Here is a 20,004-nt window from a genome sequence, read left to right on the forward strand (position 1 = left end):
AACGCCCTCTACCTCCCGGTGATCCTTGCGATGGCGCGGGCGACCTCCTCGGGGCGGATGGGCTTCTGCACGTGCCCGTCCATGCCGGCCGCGGCGAGGGCCGCATTGTCCTTCTCGAAGACGTTGGCCGAGGCGGCCAAGATGGGCACCGTGGACGCATCCGGACGCGGGAGCGCGCGGAGAACCTGTGCGGCTTCCAGGCCGTTCATCACGGGCATCTGCACGTCCATCAGCACGAGGTCGATGGAGCCGGGCTCGCTCACTGCGAACGCATCGACGCCCTCGCGGCCGTTCCAAGCCCGCTCCACTTCGGCGCCGGCCCACTCCAGCGCGTCGGTCACGATCTCCATGTTCACGACGTTGTCCTCCACCACGAGGATGTGCAGGCCCCGCAAGAGCCCGGTCTCGTCCTCGCCGCCGCCTTCGTCGTCGGACACGGGAACCAGCGGGATGCGCGCCGTGAAGACGGAGCCGCGCCCCAGTTCGCTTTCGGCCTCCACCGTGCCTCCCATGAGCTCGCAGAGCCGCTCCACGATGGAAAGCCCCAGGCCGGTGCCCCCGTGGTTGCCGGCCACCTGGGCCGTCTCCTGCTCGAAGGCCTCGAAGATGCGCTCGAGGTTCTCGGGCGCGATGCCGCAACCGGTGTCGGCCACGGAGAACGCGACCTCGTCCCGGACCCCGTCCGCCTCGTCCAAGGGGTGCGCCGTCACTTCGAGCGTCACGCTGCCGCCCTCGTCGGTGAACTTCACCGCATTCGACAGCAGGTTGTTCACCACCTGGCTGATGCGCAGCGCGTCGCCCGCATAGCGCTTCCGCACGCCCTCGTCCACGCGCACGGACAGCTTCACGCCCTTCTGCTGGGCGAGCGATCCGAACAGCGTCTCGGCGCGCTCCACGAGTTTCCGCAGGTCGAAGGGGGTGCTCGTTATCTCGATGCGGCCGCTCTCGATGCGCGACATGTCCAGCACGTCGTTGAGCAGCGCGAGCAGATGGTCGGACGCGACGAGGGTCTTCTCCAGGCACTCCTGCATGCGCTCGGGATCGTCGGTGGATCGCAGCGCCATGGTGGTCATGCCGATGATGCCGTTCATGGGCGTGCGTATCTCGTGGCTCATACGGCTGAGGAACTCGCTCTTCGTCCGGCTGGCCTGCTGCTCGCGCACGTAAGCGTCCCGCGTGCGCCGGTTGCGCAGGAACAACGCGCCCGCCACCAAGCCGAGCACGGCCAGAGCGGCCATCACGGTGAGGGCGTTCCTGCTGAGCGTGGCGGCGAACTCGTTCATGGAGGCGTTCACCACGTTGTAGGGGATGACGGTGATCAGGCTGTAGTCGGTATCGGGCACCGCGGTGTGAAAGCCCAGGTAGCGCTGTCCCGCCAAGCGGAACGCAATGTAGCCGTCCTGCTGCGCCTCCACGCCCTGCCGCATTTGGTCGAGCGACTCGCCGCCCTCGAACTCCGCGGCGCGCTCCAGCATGGAGAACAGGTTCGAGCCGTTGGGGACGTCCGGGCTCACCGGCGAGGACACGATGTAGGCGCCCTCGGGGCCCACGATGCTCGTGAAGGTCTGGGCGCTCTCGCGCGAAAGCGACAGCTGCTCGCTCAGCGTGTCCAGCGGAAGACCGGCCAAGCTGGCGACGAACGTGACCCCCTCGCGCTCGAACGGCTCCAGCGGCACGGAGATGAGCAGCAGGTTCGTATCGCCCACCGTCTCGCTCACCGACATCAAAGGCTCGGAGGACGACACGATGGCCGGCAGGTTGGATATCTTGGAGATGCCCGGCTGCACGCTCTCGCCGGTATAGAGCATCCCTTTGTCGTCGACGTAGGCGAGGTAGGCCGAGCCGGTGTCCTGCCTCATGTCGCCCAAGAGCGCCTGCAGGGCGGCCGCGTTTGCCGGGTCGGCCTCCCTCACGGCGCGATTGACCACGTCGAGCTGGGCTATCTGGGCCTGCAGGCTCGTTTGGAAGTGGTCCGCCGTCTGGCCGGCGATCTCCTGCAGGTAGAAGTCGCTCAGATCCTCCACCGCCGTCCGCGACGCGCTCTCGGTCGATTGGAGCATCCAGGCGCCGCCCACGGCAAGCAGCGCCGCGAGCAGAATCAGCACAAGCGCCGCGCCCGTCCAGCGCCGCGCTTTCGCCTTGAGGGAGTCGACGCTCACGAGGGGGCTCCTTCCATGACGATGCGACCCTCCACCGAGGGCGAGACGTTGACGTCCCTGTGGCTTGCGAAATAGGTGCCCAGGGCGTCCGCATAGGTCATGCCCGTCTCGTCTACGAGCTTCACGTCCTCGGCCAGCGGCGCGGTGTCGGGACTGTACAGGTTCAGCATGGAGTAGCCGTCGCCCGCGCCGTCGGCGTATCCGGCCGATCCGCACAGGTAGGCGTTCACGGCGACGGTGTACCGGCCGTCCTCCTCCACGGCAGAGCCGTCGGCAAGGCGGACGGAGACCACCTCGGCGCGGGCGGGCACGTCGTCCTTCTCGGCGGAAGCGTCCACGCGTACCTCCATCTGCAAGCCGCTCACCTGCAAAAACCTTCCCATAGGGAAGCCTTTGTAGTACAGGGCCGACACGCTGTTGCGCAACGTGTCCAGCAGCGTGCGCCCGGACATCTCCACCACCACGATCTCGTTGGCGATGGGCGCGACGCGCGCGACGTCGTCGGAGTACACGTCGCCTTTGTACAGGCTTTCTCGGATGCCGCCGCTGTTCACGAGGGCGATGGGAGCGCCGCTGGCCTCGGCCACGGCATCGGCCACCAGGTTGCCGAGCGCCGTCTCCCGGCGACGCACGTCGTAATCGCTCAGGAGCACGTCCTCGGCCACCGAGCCCACGAGCACGTGCGACTCCGCCGCGCCCTGGGGGCCCTCCTCGCAGAACCGATCGAGCTCGACCAGGGCCTCCTCCGCCGTGGCGGAGCCCTTCATGACGTCGAGCATCCGCGTACCCATCTGCGCAGCCACGCCGGCGTCGAAGCGGTCGAAGTACAGGTACCCGTCGCCGAGCGCCTGGCCGACGCCCGTGCCCCCGACAGCCGCGCTCTCGAAGTTGTTGAGGTAGGATCCGGCCGTGCGGGTGTCGCGCATGAGCGCGCGCTGGCCCTCGGGGGTCGACAGCAGCTCGAGCACGCGCAGGCTGGCGTCGAGCCGCGCCTCGTTGCCCGGCTCCTCGAGCTCCTTGTTGAGGGCCATATAGGACAGGGGGTACGTGGCCACCCAGCCGCGTTCGCCCGCCTCGTCCCCCGGATACGGCAGAAGATCGAAGTCGTAGCCCTGCGACGCCGCCTCGATCTCGTTCAGCAGCTCGAGCGTGCCGAAAGCCGCTGCGAACTCGCCCGCGGCCATCCGTGCCACCAGGTCATCCTGGCGCACGACGTTGCGCGTCCCGTCGATACGCGACACGTCCAGCAGCCCTTCGTCCGCCAGCGCGGAGAACAACCCCAGCGTCGGCAACCATTCGCCGCCGAAGCCGGCCTCCCCTTCTTGGAACGAGAGGAACCACGACTCGCCCTCCACCGTGCCGAGGAAGCCGGGCACGGCGGCGCCGGCCAGCAGGTGCCCGAGGTTGGACGCGTCGGACTGGTCGATGCCAATCACCGCGCCACCCTCCGCCGTACCCAAGCCCTGCTCCTGCGCAGCACGCAGGGCGTCCAGCAGCTCTTGCACGGTCTGAGGGCGGTCGACGACGCCCGCCTGCTCGAGCAGCGTCGCGTTCACCACGACGCCGCGGTAGTTGCTGGGCAGGGGGAGGAACAGCGCGCGCCCGTCAGATTTGATCGACGACATGATGGACGCCTGGTAGCGCGTGGAGAAGTCGTAAGCGCTCAGATCGGCCGCATGCTCGGCCACGATACCCGATGGCTGGTTCGCGAACAGGATGTCGTTGCCCTGGCCGTTGAGCAATTGCCGCTCGGTGGTGCTGGTGAACTCGGTGCGGGTGGAGGCTTGGAAGTCGATCTCGATGTCGTCGTAGGTGGACTCGACGAGCTCTTTCACGTTGTTCAAATCGCCCGCGTACAGAAGCGACACGACGGTTTTGCCGTCGCTTTCGGGCGCGGCGTTGTCGGAGGCGGAGGTGCAGCCGCCCATCGCGGCGACAAGCGTCAGGGTTACGGCCGCAATGGCCGCGGCGAGCCGGCGTCGGAAGCGAGGGCACGTTGCCTTCATCGATACGATCCTTCCATACGTGCATGCGGGAAACTCGCTTCATTGTAACGCACGAAAAACGATCAGCCGTTGCAAAAGCCGGGGTCAAAGGCAGGGCAATGACAAGAGGGGACGGCCAAGCGGCCGTCCCCTCTTTCCGAGTTAGTGTTGCGATGCGAGCCCGCGGGCTTACATCATGCCGCCGCCCATGCCGCCGGCAGCAGCCGCGGCGAGGGCCGCCGGATCGGGGTCCTTCGGGATGTCGTTGATGGTGGCCTCGGTGATGAGGATGAGGGCCGCCACGGAGGCAGCAGACTGCAGAGCCGTGCGCGTGACCTTGACGGGATCGTTCACGCCCATCTCGATCATGTTGCCGTACTCGCCGTTGGCGCAGTTCAGGCCTTCGCCCTTGCCCATGCCCTTCACATGCTCGACCACGACGCTGCCCTCGAAGCCGGCGTTCTGGGCGATGGCGCGCATCGGGGCCTCCAGGGCCTTGCGGATGATGCCGATGCCCACTTCCTCGTCCTTGTCGGTCGTCTCGATCGCATCGAGCGCGGGCAGCACGTCCACGAGCGCCACGCCGCCGCCGGCGACGATGCCCTCTTCGACGGCCGCGCGGGTCGCCTGCAGGGCGTCCTCGATGCGGGACTTCTTCTCCTTGAGCTCGGACTCGGTCGCAGCGCCCACCTTGAGCACGGCCACGCCGCCGGACAGCTTCGCCAGGCGCTCCTGCAGCTTCTCGCGGTCGAAGTCGGAATCGACGCGCTCGAGCTCGGCCTTGATCTGATGGATGCGGTCCTCGATGTTCTTCTTGTCGCCAGCGCCGTCCACGATGAGGGCGGTGTCCTTCGTCACCTTCACCGTCTTGGCATGGCCCAGCATGTCGATCTTGGCATCGGCCAGCGTCATGCCGAAGTCCTTGTCGATGACCTGCGCGCCCGTGACGGCCGCGATGTCCTCGAGGATGCGCTTGCGGCGGTCACCGAAGCCGGGAGCCTTGATGGCGACGCAGTTGAACGTGCCGCGCAGCTTGTTCAGCAGGATGGTGGCCAGCGCCTCGCCCTCGACGTCCTCCGCCACGATGAACAGCGGACGGCCGGAGCGCATGATCTCCTCGAGCAGCGGCACCATGTCCTGGATGCTGCTGATCTTCTGGTCGGTGAGCAGGATGTAGGGGTCGTTGAGCACGGCCTCCATCTTCTCCATGTCCGTGGCCATGTAGGGGGAGATGTAGCCGCGGTCGTACTGCATGCCCTCGACGATGTCCAGCTCGAGGTCGAACGAGGCGGCGTTCTCCTCGACGGAGATGGCGCCGTCCTTGCCCACGGCTTCCATGGCCTCGGCGATCTTCTCGCCGATCTCGGCGTCGCCGGCGGAGATGGTGCCGACGTTGGCGATCTGCTCCTGCGTGGACACCGGAGTGGCGTCGGCCTTGATGGCCTCGACCACGGCGTCGGTGGCCTTCTGGATGCCGCGGCGGATGCCGAGCGCGTCGGCGCCGGCCGTAACGTTGCGCAGGCCCTCGGACACGATGACGTCGGCCAGCAGCGTGGCGGTGGTGGTGCCGTCGCCGGCCACGTCGTTCGTCTTCACGGCAACCTCGCGCACCAGCTGGGCGCCCATGTTCTCGACCGGATCCTCCAGCTCGACTTCCTTGGCCACGGTCACGCCGTCGTTCGTGATGGTGGGAGCGCCGTAGGACTTCTCAAGCGCCACGTAGCGGCCCTTGGGGCCGAGCGTCACCTTGACGGCGTTCGACAGCTTGTTGACGCCGGCGGCAAGCGCGCTGCGCGCGTCGGCCTCGAACTTGATCTCTTTAGCCATAGCGAATCTATCCTTTCAATAAACGTACAGGTTAACCAACAAAGTAAACAACAGGGTTTCCGTGGCGAGTCGCATAGCCGTGAAGCACCGAGGAGCCTGAGCAAAGCGGCCTTGGGGCCGTGTGCGAAGGCGACGAGAGGGCTGAACGGCTATGCGGCCGCCACGGGAAGCCGTCAGGTCGTTTTACGCGAACACCGCGTACAGATCGTCGGCGCGCAGGATCATGACGTCCTCGCCGTCCACCGTGACCTCGGTTCCGCCGTACTTGCCGTAGAGGACCTTGTCGCCTTCCTTGACCGGCATGGGAAGGAGCTTGCCGTCCTTGTCCATCTTGCCCTCGCCCACGGCCAACACGATGCCCGTCTGGGGCTTTTCCTTCGCTTCGGTGGCGAGATACAGACCGGATGCCGTCGTCTCCTCAGCCTCATCCTGCTTGACGATGACGCGATCACCCAATGGTTTCAAGTTCATAACGTTGCCTTCCTTTCGTCCGTCTCATGTCCGAAACTGGTTGAACACGTTTATTTAACCACTCAATTGTGGTGACTGCTAGCACTCATAGGGTAACGAGTGCTAAACATTGCGTTATCATAGCAGCCTCGTGAGCGAATGCAAGCGAAATTGAGAAAACCTCAGTGCCTTCGACTAAGGTTTTGCATAATCGCCACAATTCGTTCGATTTGGTTGTTCCCTAGTTTTGTGCTTCTGCACAAAATCAAACGCGCCGCACGGCTACTGCATGCCCGGCTTCACCAGGCCGCCCTCGTAGGCGAGCACCACGAGCTGGGCGCGGTCGTGCGCGTCCAGCTTCGCCATGATGCGCGCGAGGTGGGTTTTCACCGTGGCCGGCGAGATGAACAGCTCGCCGCCTATCTCGTCGTTCGTCATGCCGCGCGCCACCAGCACGAGTATCTCGCGCTCGCGCTCGGTGAGCGCGGAGAAGGCGCCGCGCGCGCCGAAACCCACCGAAGCCGCGGCGGGCCGCGTGCGCACGAACGTTTCCACGAGCCGCCTCATCACCGAAGGTTGGATGAGGGCGTCGCCATCGGCCACCACCCGCACGGCGGAGGCGATGTCGTCGGGCTCGGCGTCTTTGAGCAGGAAGCCGCCCGCCCCGGCCGCGAGCGCATCGTAGACGTACTCGTCGACGTCGAACGTGGTGAGGATGAGCACGCGCACGTCGGCGAGCGCGGGGTCGCTCGTGATGGCGCGCGTGGCCTCGATGCCGTTCATGCGGGGCATGCGGATGTCCATGAGCACCACGTCGGGCACGAGGCGGCGGGCAAGCTCCACGGCCTCTTCGCCGTCGCGCGCCTCGCCCACGATGGAAAGCCCGTCGTACGAGGACAGGATGAGCCGGAACCCGCTGCGCACCAGATCCTGATCGTCGGCCACCAACAGCCGCAGGGGGCGCTCGCCCCGAGGCCGGGAGGCTTGTCCGCCGCTCGACGATTCCCGTGCCTCGAACCTCTGCCGATCGATCATGAAGCCTCCTTCTCCGCGGTCAAGGGGATGCGCGCCTCCACGCGGAAACCTCCGCCCACGCGCGGACCGGCCGAGAACGTGCCGCCCAGCAGGCCCACGCGCTCGGCCATGCCCGCGATGCCGTGCCCGCGCCCGTCGCTCGCCGACGCCGCGCCGCAGCCGTCGTCCTCCACGGTCAGGTGCGCGCCCGCGGGCCCGGTGGACAGGCGGACGACGGCCGTGCGCGCCCGCGCATGGCGCACGATGTTGGTGGCGGCTTCGCGCGCGATGCCGTACAAGGCCACGTCCACGAACGCGGGCACGTCGGCGCGGTCGTAGGCCGCCGCATCCAGCGTCACGCCCACCCCCGCGCGCTCGAGGTAGGCCGCGAGGTCGTCCAGGCGCTCGGTGCCCGTCGTGGGCTCCGTCTCGGCCGCGTCGTCGCCGTGGCGCAGCACGCCTATCATGCCGCGTATCTCCTCGAGCGCGTCCTTCGCCGTCGTGCGCGCCGTGGCGATGGCCTGCTTCGCCGCCTCGGGGTCGCGGTCGACCAGGCGCTCGGCCGCAGCGGCCTGGATGCTCACGGCGGAAAGCGAGTGCGCCGTGATGTCGTGCACCTCGCGCGCGATGCGCACGCGCTCCTCCTCCACGCGCCGCGCCGCCTCCTCCTCGCGCGAGCGCTCGGCCTCCAGCGCGCGCCGCTCGGTTTCCGCCACGTAGGCCTGATGGGTGCGGTACGCGTAGCCCGCGAACGCCGCTGCCACCAAAAGCGCGATGTTCTGGAAGCGCGTGAAGAAGGCGAGGCTCGCCGTGCGCGAGGGCGCGTCGGCGAACAGCGCGCCCGCTACGGCCAGCGCGGCGGCGGCGATCGCCTCGGCGCGGCCGCGCTCGCTGGCGATGGTGTAGAGCGCCACCACGGGCCCCACCACGGTGAGCGAGAATCCGGGGAACGCGTTCTGCAACCCCAGAAACGTCACGAGCACGAACAGGAACACGGGCCAGGGGAACCGCCGACGCACCACGAGCGGCAGCGTGGTCAGCGCCAGCGCCACGAACACCGAGGCGGTGGGAACCACGTTCACCACGCCCAGGTACTGGCGCAGCGCCATGTCGGGTATGACGATGGACGAGGCCGTGAGCATGAGCTGGCCGCAGCCGAACAGGAACGCCGCCAAGGCCACGGCGACGTCGATCGCCCAGTCTTTGGGCTTCATCGGACGGTTGTTCACGAGAAAGTTTTCCATGCCTGCCATGGTACGCGACGCGCCGGACGCGCGCCATACATCAGCAGCGGTATTTTGCAGAGGCCCTACCGGGCGCCTCGCCCGTCCTCCACGAGGTCGATAAGCTGCTGGCGGGTGTGTATCTCCAGTTTGGCGTAGATGTTGCGCACGTGGCTGCGCACGGTGTTCTCGCTCACGTACAGCACGCCGGCGATATGCGCGTTCGTGCGGCCGCGCGCCAGATAGCGCATGATCTCCGTCTCGCGCTCGGTCAGGCCGCCCTCGGCGGCCACGGCAGCGCATCGCGCGTCGAACGCCGCGTCCCCTTCCGCCTGCGCGGCGCTTGCAGCCGTCGCGGAAGCCGCCGCCGCACCGTCTTCGAAACCCTCGCCCACCGCGTCGGGCGCCCCGCCGTCCGAGCCGCCGCCTCCGGGCGCGTCGCTGCCCGTCGCGGCAGCGCCCGCCCCTCTGCGGCGTCGGCGGCGCCGGTCGCGCGACACCAGCACGGCCGCCAGCGACAGCGCGTAGATAACCGCCATGATGACCACCAGGTAGCGCATGATGTGCTCGCTTTCGCCGAACAGGCCGCCCGGCAGCGAACCGATGGCGTAGCCGCCCAAAAGCGCCGCGGCCAGGCAGATGCGCGCGAGGCACGCGGCCGCGCCCATGAGCACGTAGGGCGACAGCCTGCGCACGTGCGCGGTCTCGGCCACCACGTAGGTGATGAGCAGCGCGATGAAGTAGTAGCCGCCCAAAAGCACGGTGCTGAAGAACAGGTTGAACTGCTCCCCCAGAAACGGCAGGAACACCAGAAGCGAGGCGATGACGGGCATGAGCACGCGAAACGCCGTGGACACCCGGGGAATGCGCTGGACCACGAACACCACGATGCAGAACGCCAGGATGCCCACGAGCATGCCGGCCGCCGACACGGTGCCCGAGCCCGCGAACTCGACGGACCCGGCCAGCATGAAGCTGTTGAGCAGCCCGATGACGGCCTCCATGACGCAGAACGCCACCAGCGAGTCGCCCAGCTCAAGGAACGCGTCGCGATACGTCCCGCGCGGGCGAGGACGCGAGCGCCGCGAAGGGCCTCGTACGATTGGAGCATTCCCCGCCCCCGGCACCGCCGCGCACGCGCCCGCGGCGCCGTCGGCGCGCACGTCCGTCCAGCACGACCCCTCCGCGCGCAGCGCGCCCCGCACGTAGCGGGCGCACAGCGCCATGACGGCCAGCATCACGCAGCTCGCAACCATGCGCGCGCCGCCGCCCAAACCCGAGAGCACCCACGACGTCACCATGTTCACCAGCATGCTGAGCGCGATCTGCGTGACGATGGCGCGCGGCTCCTGGCAGGCCAGCACCTCCACCCACACGAGCGACAGCATGACCGACGCCACCCCGAACAGCACGCCCGGCACGATGAGCGCCATATCGGACGGCATCCACGAGAACGCGCCGAACAGCGCGCACAGGTTCGCCGCCAACAGCAGCACCGTGGGCGCCACGTAGGGCATGGACAGCGGCCCCAGCCGCCCGCGCAGCACCAGCGCGATCACGGCCACGGAGCATACGACAACGGAACAGGCCACCACCACGTTGAAGAACAGGTCGGGCACGAACAGAAACGGGGCCTCCACCGAGGCGAACGCCGAGAGGTAGGAGTTGGCGTTCACGCCGCGGAACAGCCCGTAGCCCGCCACGACGGCAAGCGAGAACAGCCGCGGGTCGACGGCGCGCGAAGAAGCGGCCGATGCTGCGTGCTCCGGCCCCTCGGCGCTCGACGCGCGCTCTGCGGCGCGCTTTCCCCTCCCCGCTTTCATCATGGGCTCATGATACCGGAAACGCCGGTGCGAGGGCGAGGCGAAACCGCAGGATAACGGGCGGGGATGCCAATATAGTCCGAAACGGACGGTGACGGATGAGGCGCGCGGTCATAGAGTGAGGGCATCGTCGCGAGGGCGACGAAAAGGGGTCCCGCACCGCGCGCGGCACGCAACCGGCGCGAGGCGGGCGAAGCAGAGGGAAACAGGGAGGACAACTATGGAAACCAGCATGAACCGCCGCAATTTCCTGAAAGCCGCCGTGGCGTCGGGCGCCGTGCTCGTGGCCGGCGGGGCGCTGGCCGGCTGCGCGCCTAGCGGGGGCGGCAAGGCGGGCAGCGCGAGCGAAGGCGACTCCGTGGTGGGAACGTCGCCGGTGAGCTTCACCGAGGAAACCGACGTGCTCATCCTGGGCACGGGCATCGCCGGCATGTCGGCGGCCATGGACCCGGTGGAAGCCGGCCACAAGGTCATGCTCGCCGACAAGCTCGACCGCGTAGGCGGCGAGAGCTTCATCGCCTGCGGCGTCATGAACGTCTCGGGCTCCAAGATGCAGAAGGACGCCGGCATTCCGGGCGACCCCGAAGAGAAGTGGAAGGCCTATCTGCCGGTGCTTGAGAAAAAGGGCGAGACCGACGACATGGACTACAAGCACAACGTGTACGTGTACCAGACGGAGTGGGCCGACCGCGTGGCCGCCGACTACGGCGGAAAGTTCCAGCCCCTGGCCGACTACAAGGACACGGGCGCTCCCACGTCTATGCTGCTGCCCGAACACGGCATCGGCGACATGACCACCGTGCTCACGCCGCTGCAGAAGGGCCTGGAGGAGAAGGGCGCCACGTACAAGCTGAATCTGCGCGCCACGAACTTCATCGTCGACAAAGACGGCACCCCCATCGGCGTGCGCTTCCACGACGAGAAGAACGACAAGAACGTGGACGTGAAGGCCAGCAAGATCATCGTGGCCACGGGCGGCTTCTCCTGCAACCAGGAGATGGTGTCCACCTTCGTGCCCAGCCAGGCGCGCCTGGGGCCGCTCACCGTGTACTCCATGGGCGAGGGCCATCAGATGTGCAAGGCGCTGGGCGGCTCGTATATGCACATGGACATGGAAGCCAACCTGATGAGCGATTTGGCGCAGGTCACGGTATGGGGCTACTTCGGCCCGAACGTGCAGGTCACGCCTCAGGGCAAGCGCTTCATCAAGGAAGACCAGAGCCACGACTCCCCCACCGCGTGCTACGAGGGCGGGTTCGGGTACTGGTGGACCATCTTCGACAACCAGCTCATCACGGGCAGCCAGGCGTGGAACGTCGAGATGAACATGAAGAACAACGCCGACCGCCTCGTGGGCCCGTGCGACACGCTCGACGACCTGGCCGCCGCCATGGACGTGCCGGCCGACGCGCTCAAGGCCACGTTCGAGAGCTACGACGCGCAGGTGGCCGCCGGCGAGGACAAGGAGTTCGGCAAGAAGCTGTTCCTGCAGTCGCTGTCCGCGCCGTACTACGCCATGAAGCACTTCCCCTACCGCTACAAGACGCACGGCGGCATGAAGATCACCACCGACAGCCAGCTCACGGACAAGGACGGCACCCCCATCCCCAACGTGTACTGCTGCGGCTCCACCGTGGCCGACAGCGGCAGCGACCTCAGTCCCAACGCCGCCAGCGGCCTCATCTCCGGCAAAGCCGTGGTGGAAGCGCTGAAGGCGTAACGCGAGCAGCCCCTCCATCCCCCCTCCTCAACGGAAGGCCCCCGAGCGTGCCCGGGGGCCTTCCGGCCTTTCCGGCGGGGGCGGGCGAAACGGAGAGGTCGCCCCGCTTCTCGGCGAGATCCTTCTGCAACGGCAACCCCCGTAGGGGCGATCTCCAGATCGCTCGGCGCAAGAAGCCGCAAGGCAAAGGAACCGCGCGGCAAGCGCACGGTGCGCCCGCCGCGCGGCTTACCGGCGTCGGATCCGCCCGCGCCGGGCGATCTGAAGATCGCCCCTACGAAGGCGTCGCGGCTTGCGTCTTCTTGTCGTCCCGCTCGTCGAGGGCCTTCGCCACGGCGCGGCCCACGATGAGGCCGAACGCCCCGTTCGTGGCCAGCCCCTCCACGCTGCCGGCGGCCACCGAGCCGCAGGCGTATACGTTGGCGATGGCGGAACCGGCCGCGTTCAGCAGCCGCCCCTCGGCGTCGGTGCGCACGCCGCCGCGCGTCTTGTAGCGCACGGGGAACTGCTTGAGCGCGTAGTACGGCGGCTCGATCTTCTGCAGGAACGCCGTGCGCCCGAAGTCGGCGTCCTTGCCGGCGTCCACCAGGGCCCCGTAGCCGTCGAACGTGGCCTTGAGGGCGTCGGCGGGCAAGCCCAGGCCGCCGGCTAGAGCCTCGACGTCGTCGAACGGCCCCACCATGCGCTTGGCGTTCTTCGTGGTCACCTGCGCTATGCTGCGCGCCTGGGCGCCGCTGGACAGTCCCTTGCCGAACACCGTCCACCAGTATCCCCGGTCGTCGGCCACGCAGGCGTCGGCGGCGGCGTTCATGTCGTCCTCGCGCGCGAATCGGCGGCCGAGCGCGTCCACGATGAGCACGGGGCCGAACAGCCCCCACGCCGCCGCCTGGGGAAGGTCGCTCGTAAGGGGCGCGGGCTTGTTCATGTCGGCCAGCTGGCCGCCCAGGTGCACGCACAGCAGCTGGCCCTCGCCCATGGAGGCCGTGGTGTAGCAGCCGATGCGCTCCTGCGACGGCACGTTGGCGTGCACGAGCGGCTGGCTGCTGGCGAACCCGCCGGTGGCCACCACCACGACGCGGGCACTCACGTCGGTGACGGCATTCGACTTCGCATCGCGAAAGCGCACGCCGCACACCGCGCCGGACTCGTCGACCACGAAGGCGGAGGCGACCAACCCCGTGGAGAACGAAGCGCCTTTCGCGGAGAGCCCGTCGCGCAGCGGCGTCATGACGCTCTCCATGTCGCCCAAACCGCGCTTCGGCAGCAGCATGCCCTCGGATGCGCCCGCCTTCACGTAGTCCGACGGGTCCTCGAACTGCGCACCGTAATCGTCCACGAGATGGTCCACCCATTCCGGCGCGGTCGTGAACAGCCTTTTGGCGAAGTCGAGATCGACGATGCCCGCATCCGCGTACGCCTGCTTGCGCGCGTCCCACGCCTGCTCGGTTGTAGTGGCGATGCCGGCCCGCTTCTGCAGCGCGCTGCCCGACACGTACATGACGCCGGTGGCGGAGTAGCTCTCGCCGCCCAACAGCTCCAGCTTGTCCACGATCATGACCGAACGATGCGCCTCGAGCGGGGCCATGGCCGCGGAAAGCCCCGCGATGCCGCTGCCCACCACGAGCACGTCCGCCTCTGAGGAGAAGCTGACCTCCGGATCGTCGGCCACGCACGGCCCCTCGTCCGTCGAGGGCGCCGGCGCCAACGGCGACGCCAGGCCGCCGCTCGACGAGCAGGCCGTCATGGCGCCGCCGGCCGCGATAACGGCCCCTGCGCCTATAAGCTTGAAGAATGCCCGACGTTCCATGTGGCGGCCGCTCCTTTGCGCGCTTGCGTGTTGTTTGCCCGATGCGCCGAGTATAGTAACCGCAAGGTCCCGCACCGCAGGGCGGCGCAGGTACGTCACGCAATCTTCGCATAGTCGCAAGGGCGGCTTGGCCGGCGACCGGCCCATCGACGTTGACCCGCCCCTACGGGCGACGGGGCAACTCCCTTACGCGTAGAACGCGGCGTCGGGAAACGGAGGCTCCAGCGCGCGCTTGAAGGCGGTGGCGCGCACGGTGGCCAGCACGCGCTCGACCGTGGCGGCGTCGAAGCCGTCGGCTACGAGCGCCTGGGCGTCGAGCCCGCGTTCGATATGCGCGCGCAGCAACGCGTCCAGCGTGGGATAGTCGATGCCCATGCTCTTCTCGTCCTCTTGGTCGGGCGAGAGCTCGGCGCTCGGCGGCTTCGTGAACACGCGCTCGGGCACGGGGGGCACGGCACCGGCCGACGCGGCCTGTTCGTTGCGCCAGCGCGCCAGATCGTACACGTCGGTCTTGTACAGCCCGCCGATGGGGGCGAAAGCGCCAGCCGTGTCGCCGTAGAGGGTGGAATAGCCCATCATGGCCTCGCTCTTGTTGCCGGTGTTCACCAGCATCCAACCGTGCGCGTTCGACAACGCCATGAGGCACACCATGCGGCAGCGCGCCTGGGTGTTCTCGGCCGCCAGCCCCGCCAGCTCGCCGCCGCATGCGCGCGCGAGCACGCGTTCGAACGCCTCGTACGGCTCGCAGATGGACACGACGCTCGTCTCGATGCCCAGATGGTCCGCCAGCTCGCGCGCGTCGTCGAAGGAGTGGTCGCTGGAGTACGGTCCGGGCAGCAGCACGCCGTGCACGTGGTCGGCGCCGAACGCGTCCACGCTCATAACGGCCACGATACTGGAGTCCATACCGCCCGAAAGGCCGATGACCACATCGGCGAACCCGGCGTTTCCCGCATAGTCCCGCAGCGCCTCAACGCAGAGGCGGTATCGCTCGCTTGTTTGCATCTGCCAGCCTTTCGCTCGCGCCAACCGTTGCGCCCAGTATGAGCGCCTATTGTTTCGCCCTGATGAACGCGCCGCGCGGTTGACCCGCAGGGGCGGGCTGCTGCCCTACAGGGCCCGGATTCGGTCGGCCAGCCACTCGGCCCACGCCTCCACGCCGTCGCCCTTCGTGGCGGCTATGGGGAATATGGGGGCCTGGGGGTTCAGCTGGTGCACGGACGCCTCGAACGCCTCGCGATCGAAGTTGAACACGGGCATGGTGTCCACCTTGTTCAGCACCACGGCCTCTGCCACCTGGAACACGCCGGGGTACTTGAGCGGCTTGTCGTCGCCTTCGGGCACGGACAATATCATGACTTTGGCGTTCTCGCCCAAGTCGAAATCCGTGGGGCACACGAGGTTGCCCACGTTCTCCACGATGATGAGGTCGAGGCGCGCAAGGTCAAGCACGTCCACGGCGCGCTTGAGCATGGCGCTTTCCAGGTGGCACGCGCCGCCGGTGTTGATCTGCACGGCGGGAATGCCCTGGGCCTTGATGCGCTCGGCATCCACGTTGCTGGCGATGTCGCCTTCGATGACGGCGATGTTGAACTCGTCGCGCAGCGCGTCGATGGTGGCCAGGATGGTGGACGTCTTGCCCGACCCGGGGCTGGCCAAAAGATCGAGCACGAACACGCGGTTCTCCGCGAAGCGCTCGCGCAGCTCGGCGGCCAACTGGTCGTTCTTGTCGAGGATGGGTTGCTTCATGTCTATCTGCATGCTGTTGGTCCTTCCTGTTCGCCTGTCTCGTCATCCGGGATGTCCACCTCGATCGAGTCGATCTGCATCTCGCGGCCGGCGATGAGCTCGGTGGCGAAGCTCTCGCATTCGGGGCACAGCATATGGAAGCGGTCGTGCTCGTATTCCGCCCCGCACTCCAGGCAACGGCTGCGCGGGCGCACCATGGTGATGTCCAGCTCGGCGCCGGCGCACAGCGCGTACTCCCTTTGCTCGGTCAGCGCCTCGAAGGCGAAGCGCAGCGCGTCCTCGATGGCCTCGGTCATCTCGCCCACCGACAGGCTCACCTTGAGCACTTTGTCGGCTCCGGCCTGCTCTGCGGACGTTTGGACGGCGTCCAGAACGCCTGTCATGATGCCCAGTTCGTGCATGATGCTCCTTCAACGAAAAAGGGCCCGCCGATGCGGCGGACCCCGGTGATCGGCTCGGCGGCTACTCTTTAGCCTTCTTCGCCTTTTTCTTGGCGAGCTCTTTCGCGAATTCCTTTTCCTCGGCCTCTTCGCGCTCAATATCCTCGTTCTGCTTCTTTATGCGATTGCGCAGCACGATGCGCGAGATGAGCAAGCTGCCCTCGTACAGCACCACCAAAGCGGCGAACATGAGCAGCATGGTGACGGGCGAAGCGTCGGGCGTGACCATGGCCGAGATAACCATGAGCGCCACGTACACGGTACGCCACGCTCCCCTCAGCTTCTTATAAGGAACGATGTCGAAGATAACCAAATAGAAGACCACGAGCGGCAATTCGAAGGCGAAACCGAAGCCTATCTCGAACTTGATGATCATGTCGATGTAGGACGACATGCGCGGCGCGATCTCGCCCAAGCCCGCCGCCTGATCGGTCAGCCACTCGAACGCCGGGTTCAGAATGACCAGATAACAGAACACCGTTCCGAAGATGAACAGCGCCACGGCAGCCCCGAACGTGGGAATGAACCACTTGCGCTCCTTCGGCTTGAGCGCCGGCAGGAAGAACGCGAGTATCTGCCACAGAATGACGGGCGAGCAGGCGACGATGGACGCCCAGATAGATATTTTGAAGCGCGTGGCGAACGACTCGAACGGGTCGAGCGCGATCAGGGCCAGCGATCCGTCAGGGTTCTGGGGCAGAAAGTCGAAGATAGGCTGGAGCAGGAACTGCCCCATCGTGGGCGTGGCCATGTAGAACACCACCACGGCAATGGCGAGGCATGCCACGATGCGCACGAGGCGCATGCGCAGCTCGCCCAAGTGATCGAACAGGGGCATACGTGCCGGTCCGATAGGCATGAGCTATTCCCCCTTCTCGTTCGTCGTCGTGGGCGCGGTCTTGGCCGCCTCTTCAGCAGCCTTCTTCTTGGCGGCACGCGTCGCGGCGGCCTTCTTCGCCGCAGCCGAACGCGCGGCGGCTTTCTCGGCATCGGTCTTGGCGGCAGACGGCTTGGCAGCGGTGGTTTTGGCCGTTGCCGATTTCGCGGTCGAGGCCTTGGCGACCGTCGACTTCGCAGTCGTCGTCGCGGCCGGCTTCGCCTCGGACGAGAACGTCGCCGGCTTCGCGGTCGTCGTTTTGGTCGCCGTCGTTTTTGTCGCCGTCGTTTTTGTCGCCGTCGCGGACGTCGCCGGTTTGGCGGCAGAGGCCTTCTTCGCCACGGGCTTCGTGCCGTACAGCTCGTCGGCGGAGGGCTTCGCCTTCGCCGGAGCCTGCTCAGCCTGCTTCGCGGCGGCATCCTTCGCAGTCGCCGCAGCGGGCTTCGCCTCTTCGGACTTCGCTGCGCTCGCAACGGCGGCACCGCCAGCCGCAGCGGTTGCGGCGGTCGCGGCCGCCTTGGCCTCCTCGGCCTTCTTGGCGGCGCGCTCCTTGTCGTAGCGGGCCTTGCGCTCCGAGAAGCTCTCCTGCTTCCCGTCGTCCTTCACGGCGTTCTTCGCCGTGTCGCCCACCTTGGACAGGGCGTCCAGCGGGTTCTTGAACGGCTCGTCGGAGTTCGGGTCGTAGACTTCCGTCTTGATGACCTTGTTCATCTCCTCTTGAGCGCTCCTGAACTTCGCGATGGCCTTCCCCAGCGTCTTCGCCATGGCCGGCAGTTTGTCAGGTCCGAAAATGAGGAACCCGAACAGCAAAATGAGGAAAAACTCGAATCCACCTATACCAAACAAAGCAAACCCCTTTGCGCGGTGTCTCTCAACGTATCAGCCGCGCCCCGCGCGGCAACGACTCATAGTAGCACAAACGCGTTCGGGCAATACAGCCGCGAGCGCTCTACAGAAAAAACAAGGGATCGAACGGCGCTCCGAGCAGGCGCGCAGATCCTTCGCAGGGGCGCTCTCCAGAGCGCCCGTTTCAGCGAAGCCGGAAAAGCAACCGATGCTCGCGTTCTCGCGCTTCGCGCGAGCGGGCGCTCTGGAGAGCGCCCCTACGGACAACCGGCGAACCAAACGCAACCCGCCGGGTCAACCAGCAGGCCGAGCGCAACCCACCGGGTCGACCGGCGAGACTTCCTCAAGCCGGCGGACGCATGCGTCGCCCTACGATCCGCCGCCCATCACCATGAGGGCCATCGTGGGAATGCCCAGCGCCAGCACGAGGATGACGCAGATGACCACGGTGAACACCCGCTTCGTCTTCGCCGCGCGCTCTCGTTGCAGTTTCGCCCGAGCCTCGCGCTCCTGAGCGGCCTTGATGCGCTCGCTCTTCTGCTTCGCCGTCGATTTCTGCTGCTTCGCCATAACGCTACATCCTCAGTTTTCCTCGGATTTCGATGACGCGGGCGATGTTCTTCGCCACTTCCACGTCCACGTGCCACCTGCTCTTCTCGTACAGCTTCACGCCGTCCACCATGGTCATGAGCACGTCGGCGCCGCTGCACGTGTTCACCACGGCCGACACGGGGTCGGTGGTGGGCGTTTGGTGCGACCCGGACAGGTCGACGGCCACGATGTCGGCGCGCTTGCCGATGTCGAGCGAGCCGATCTTGTCGTCCAGCTTGAGCGCGCGGGCGCCGCCGATGGTGGCCATCTCCAGCATGGTGGCCGAATCCAAGAACTGGCCCACGTTCACAGCGCGCTGCACGAGCATGCCGATGCGCATCTCGGCGAGCAGGTCGGTGGAGTCGGTGGCGGCCGGGGAGTCGGTGCCGATGCCGGTGCGCAGGCCAGCGCGCAGGAACTCCGTGAGCGGGGCCACGCCCATGCCCAGCTGGGCGTTGCAGCGCGGGCACACGGCCACAGCCACGTCGTATTCCTTGAGCTTCTTCACGTCCTCGTCGTCCACCTGCACGCAGTGGATGGCCAGCACGTTGTCGGACTCGAACGCGCCCCAGTTCAGCGCGTAGCGAACCGGCGTCGTGCCCGTGGGCAGCCACGGCGGAATCTCCACGTAGCCGCGCTTCTGGTCCATGGTGTGCACGGAGAACGGCGACGAGCCGTATTTGATGAAGTTGAACTCCTCGCGGTTGCCGGCCATGTGCATGGCCACCGGCGCGTTCTCGCGTCGCGCGAACTCGGACACCTTGCCGAACACGGAGGGGTGGCACGCGTACATGGCGGCCGGCGCCATGCCGATGGTGATGCGGGAGGAGTCGACCTCCTCGCGCCAGTGCATGATGTCGTTCTCGGCTACGCGCATGGCGTAGTCGACGCGCCGCTTGTCCATGGCGCCCACCTCGCGGTAGATGACCGAGCGCATGCCCAGCTTCTGCGTGGCCGTGCAGGCCGCGCCCGTGGTGGTGATGTCGGCAACGCAGGTGATGCCGCTGGAAAGCGCCTCGAGGCCGCCCAAGATGGCGGAGTCGTACCAGTCGCCCACGTCCATCTTCGCGCTTTTCTCCAGTATGGACGTGATCCACGTGGTGTAGGGCACGTCATGCACGATGCCGCGCATGACGGAGTTCTCCAGGTGGGTATGCAGATCGACCAAGCCGGGCATGAGCGCGGCCAGGCCGTAGTCGACGATCTCCTCGTCGGGGTAGCGCAGCTTCAGCATATCGACGGTGCCGACGTCGCGGATGAGGCCGTCGCGCACGAGCACGGCGCCGCCCTGGAACGGTTCGGAGGTGATGGGAAGAATATATTGTGCGCACAACAGCATGATGGCCCGCCTATCTCCCGAATAATCGTGTGCTGCGTATCATAGCATTCCCGGCCCCCTCTCCGGCGAAAGCACACAGGGCAATCGGCGTGAGGGAAGGACGGGCATGCGAGTTCACCGCCGGTTTAGGGGAGACGCGGCGCACGGGGAAGCG

Annotated in this window: 16 protein-coding genes; 1 reads left to right on the forward strand and 15 read right to left on the reverse strand. The window is 67.0% G+C overall.

The window, feature by feature from the left end:
* Positions 1-8 precede the first annotated feature (8 nt).
* From HCH03_RS16765 to HCH03_RS05325, 7 genes are all read right to left on the reverse strand, one after another.
* Entirely contained in the window at positions 9-2,159 is a 2,151-nt protein-coding gene (locus tag HCH03_RS16765; protein WP_221688654.1) for a hybrid sensor histidine kinase/response regulator, read from the reverse strand.
* Positions 2,156-4,165, reverse strand: coding sequence for a 5'-nucleotidase C-terminal domain-containing protein (locus HCH03_RS05300; protein WP_221688655.1), 2,010 nt, complete (start codon positions 4,163-4,165; stop codon positions 2,156-2,158). The genes HCH03_RS16765 and HCH03_RS05300 overlap by 4 nt, the downstream gene beginning before the upstream one ends.
* Before the next feature lie 168 nt (positions 4,166-4,333).
* Positions 4,334-5,971 carry a chaperonin GroEL gene (groL, locus tag HCH03_RS05305; RefSeq protein ID WP_185904515.1) on the reverse strand — a complete coding sequence of 546 codons (1,638 nt, stop codon included), beginning with the start codon at positions 5,969-5,971 and terminating at the stop codon, positions 4,334-4,336.
* Between the two features lie 183 nt (positions 5,972-6,154).
* Positions 6,155-6,442: a co-chaperone GroES gene (locus HCH03_RS05310; protein ID WP_080143807.1), complete on the reverse strand. Its 288-nt coding sequence runs from the start codon at positions 6,440-6,442 to the stop codon at positions 6,155-6,157.
* A 261-nt stretch (positions 6,443-6,703) separates the two neighbouring features.
* On the reverse strand, positions 6,704-7,456 hold the full coding sequence (locus HCH03_RS05315) for a response regulator transcription factor (RefSeq protein ID WP_221688656.1): 753 nt from the start codon (positions 7,454-7,456) through the stop codon (positions 6,704-6,706).
* On the reverse strand, positions 7,453-8,679 hold the full coding sequence (locus tag HCH03_RS05320; protein ID WP_221688657.1) for a sensor histidine kinase: 1,227 nt from the start codon (positions 8,677-8,679) through the stop codon (positions 7,453-7,455). The genes HCH03_RS05315 and HCH03_RS05320 overlap by 4 nt, the downstream gene beginning before the upstream one ends.
* A 65-nt stretch (positions 8,680-8,744) precedes the next feature.
* Positions 8,745-10,484: a helix-turn-helix transcriptional regulator gene (locus HCH03_RS05325; protein ID WP_246599711.1), complete on the reverse strand. Its 1,740-nt coding sequence runs from the start codon at positions 10,482-10,484 to the stop codon at positions 8,745-8,747.
* Between the two features lie 217 nt (positions 10,485-10,701).
* Here HCH03_RS05325 and HCH03_RS05330 point away from each other — a divergent pair, with 217 nt between their 5' ends.
* A complete protein-coding gene (locus HCH03_RS05330) occupies positions 10,702-12,201 on the forward strand; it encodes an FAD-dependent oxidoreductase (RefSeq protein ID WP_221688658.1) in 1,500 nt (499 codons plus the stop codon).
* A gap of 274 nt (positions 12,202-12,475) precedes the next feature.
* Here the strand turns inward: HCH03_RS05330 and HCH03_RS05335 are convergent, their stop codons facing one another.
* From HCH03_RS05335 to HCH03_RS05370, 8 genes are all read right to left on the reverse strand, one after another.
* Positions 12,476-14,008: an FAD-dependent oxidoreductase gene (locus tag HCH03_RS05335; RefSeq protein ID WP_221688659.1), complete on the reverse strand. Its 1,533-nt coding sequence runs from the start codon at positions 14,006-14,008 to the stop codon at positions 12,476-12,478.
* Between the two features lie 186 nt (positions 14,009-14,194).
* The gene (gene nadE, locus HCH03_RS05340) at positions 14,195-15,013 is read right to left on the reverse strand and encodes an NAD(+) synthase (protein ID WP_221688660.1); all 819 of its coding nucleotides are present in this window, start codon (positions 15,011-15,013) and stop codon (positions 14,195-14,197) included.
* Between the two features lie 105 nt (positions 15,014-15,118).
* Positions 15,119-15,769, reverse strand: coding sequence for a hydrogenase nickel incorporation protein HypB (gene hypB / locus HCH03_RS05345; RefSeq protein ID WP_080143814.1), 651 nt, complete (start codon positions 15,767-15,769; stop codon positions 15,119-15,121).
* Positions 15,760-16,158 carry a hydrogenase maturation nickel metallochaperone HypA/HybF gene (locus HCH03_RS05350; protein ID WP_221688661.1) on the reverse strand — a complete coding sequence of 133 codons (399 nt, stop codon included), beginning with the start codon at positions 16,156-16,158 and terminating at the stop codon, positions 15,760-15,762. The genes hypB and HCH03_RS05350 overlap by 10 nt, the downstream gene beginning before the upstream one ends.
* Positions 16,159-16,219: 61 nt before the next feature.
* Positions 16,220-17,056, reverse strand: coding sequence for a twin-arginine translocase subunit TatC (gene tatC / locus HCH03_RS05355; RefSeq protein ID WP_221688662.1), 837 nt, complete (start codon positions 17,054-17,056; stop codon positions 16,220-16,222).
* A gap of 3 nt (positions 17,057-17,059) precedes the next feature.
* Positions 17,060-17,920, reverse strand: a complete 861-nt coding sequence (locus HCH03_RS05360; protein WP_221688663.1) for a Sec-independent protein translocase subunit TatA/TatB — start codon at positions 17,918-17,920, stop codon at positions 17,060-17,062.
* Positions 17,921-18,289: 369 nt separating this feature from the next.
* Entirely contained in the window at positions 18,290-18,490 is a 201-nt protein-coding gene (locus HCH03_RS05365) for a CASC3 protein CASC3 (RefSeq protein WP_185904507.1), read from the reverse strand.
* A gap of 4 nt (positions 18,491-18,494) precedes the next feature.
* Positions 18,495-19,850 (reverse strand): amidohydrolase family protein, encoded by a 1,356-nt coding sequence (locus tag HCH03_RS05370; RefSeq protein ID WP_185904506.1) that lies wholly within the window; start codon positions 19,848-19,850, stop codon positions 18,495-18,497.
* Between the last annotated feature and the right edge of the window lie 154 nt (positions 19,851-20,004).

This window comes from Gordonibacter massiliensis (ex Traore et al. 2017), assembly GCF_019731765.1.
Lineage (GTDB): Bacteria > Actinomycetota > Coriobacteriia > Coriobacteriales > Eggerthellaceae > Gordonibacter > Gordonibacter massiliensis.

Excerpts from the sequence above, each read along its gene's own strand:
- HCH03_RS05300 (WP_221688655.1), bottom strand. The coding sequence starts at position 4,165 with ATGAAGGCAACGTGCCCTCGCTTCCGACGCCGGCTCGCCGCGGCCATT.
- groL (WP_185904515.1), bottom strand. The coding sequence starts at position 5,971 with ATGGCTAAAGAGATCAAGTTCGAGGCCGACGCGCGCAGCGCGCTTGCC.
- HCH03_RS05310 (WP_080143807.1), bottom strand. The coding sequence starts at position 6,442 with ATGAACTTGAAACCATTGGGTGATCGCGTCATCGTCAAGCAGGATGAG.
- HCH03_RS05315 (WP_221688656.1), bottom strand. The coding sequence starts at position 7,456 with ATGATCGATCGGCAGAGGTTCGAGGCACGGGAATCGTCGAGCGGCGGA.
- HCH03_RS05320 (WP_221688657.1), bottom strand. The coding sequence starts at position 8,679 with ATGGAAAACTTTCTCGTGAACAACCGTCCGATGAAGCCCAAAGACTGG.
- HCH03_RS05325 (WP_246599711.1), bottom strand. The coding sequence starts at position 10,484 with ATGATGAAAGCGGGGAGGGGAAAGCGCGCCGCAGAGCGCGCGTCGAGC.
- HCH03_RS05330 (WP_221688658.1), top strand. The coding sequence starts at position 10,702 with ATGGAAACCAGCATGAACCGCCGCAATTTCCTGAAAGCCGCCGTGGCG.
- HCH03_RS05335 (WP_221688659.1), bottom strand. The coding sequence starts at position 14,008 with ATGGAACGTCGGGCATTCTTCAAGCTTATAGGCGCAGGGGCCGTTATC.
- nadE (WP_221688660.1), bottom strand. The coding sequence starts at position 15,013 with ATGCAAACAAGCGAGCGATACCGCCTCTGCGTTGAGGCGCTGCGGGAC.
- hypB (WP_080143814.1), bottom strand. The coding sequence starts at position 15,769 with ATGCAGATAGACATGAAGCAACCCATCCTCGACAAGAACGACCAGTTG.
- HCH03_RS05350 (WP_221688661.1), bottom strand. The coding sequence starts at position 16,158 with ATGCACGAACTGGGCATCATGACAGGCGTTCTGGACGCCGTCCAAACG.
- tatC (WP_221688662.1), bottom strand. The coding sequence starts at position 17,056 with ATGCCTATCGGACCGGCACGTATGCCCCTGTTCGATCACTTGGGCGAG.
- HCH03_RS05365 (WP_185904507.1), bottom strand. The coding sequence starts at position 18,490 with ATGGCGAAGCAGCAGAAATCGACGGCGAAGCAGAAGAGCGAGCGCATC.
- HCH03_RS05370 (WP_185904506.1), bottom strand. The coding sequence starts at position 19,850 with ATGCTGTTGTGCGCACAATATATTCTTCCCATCACCTCCGAACCGTTC.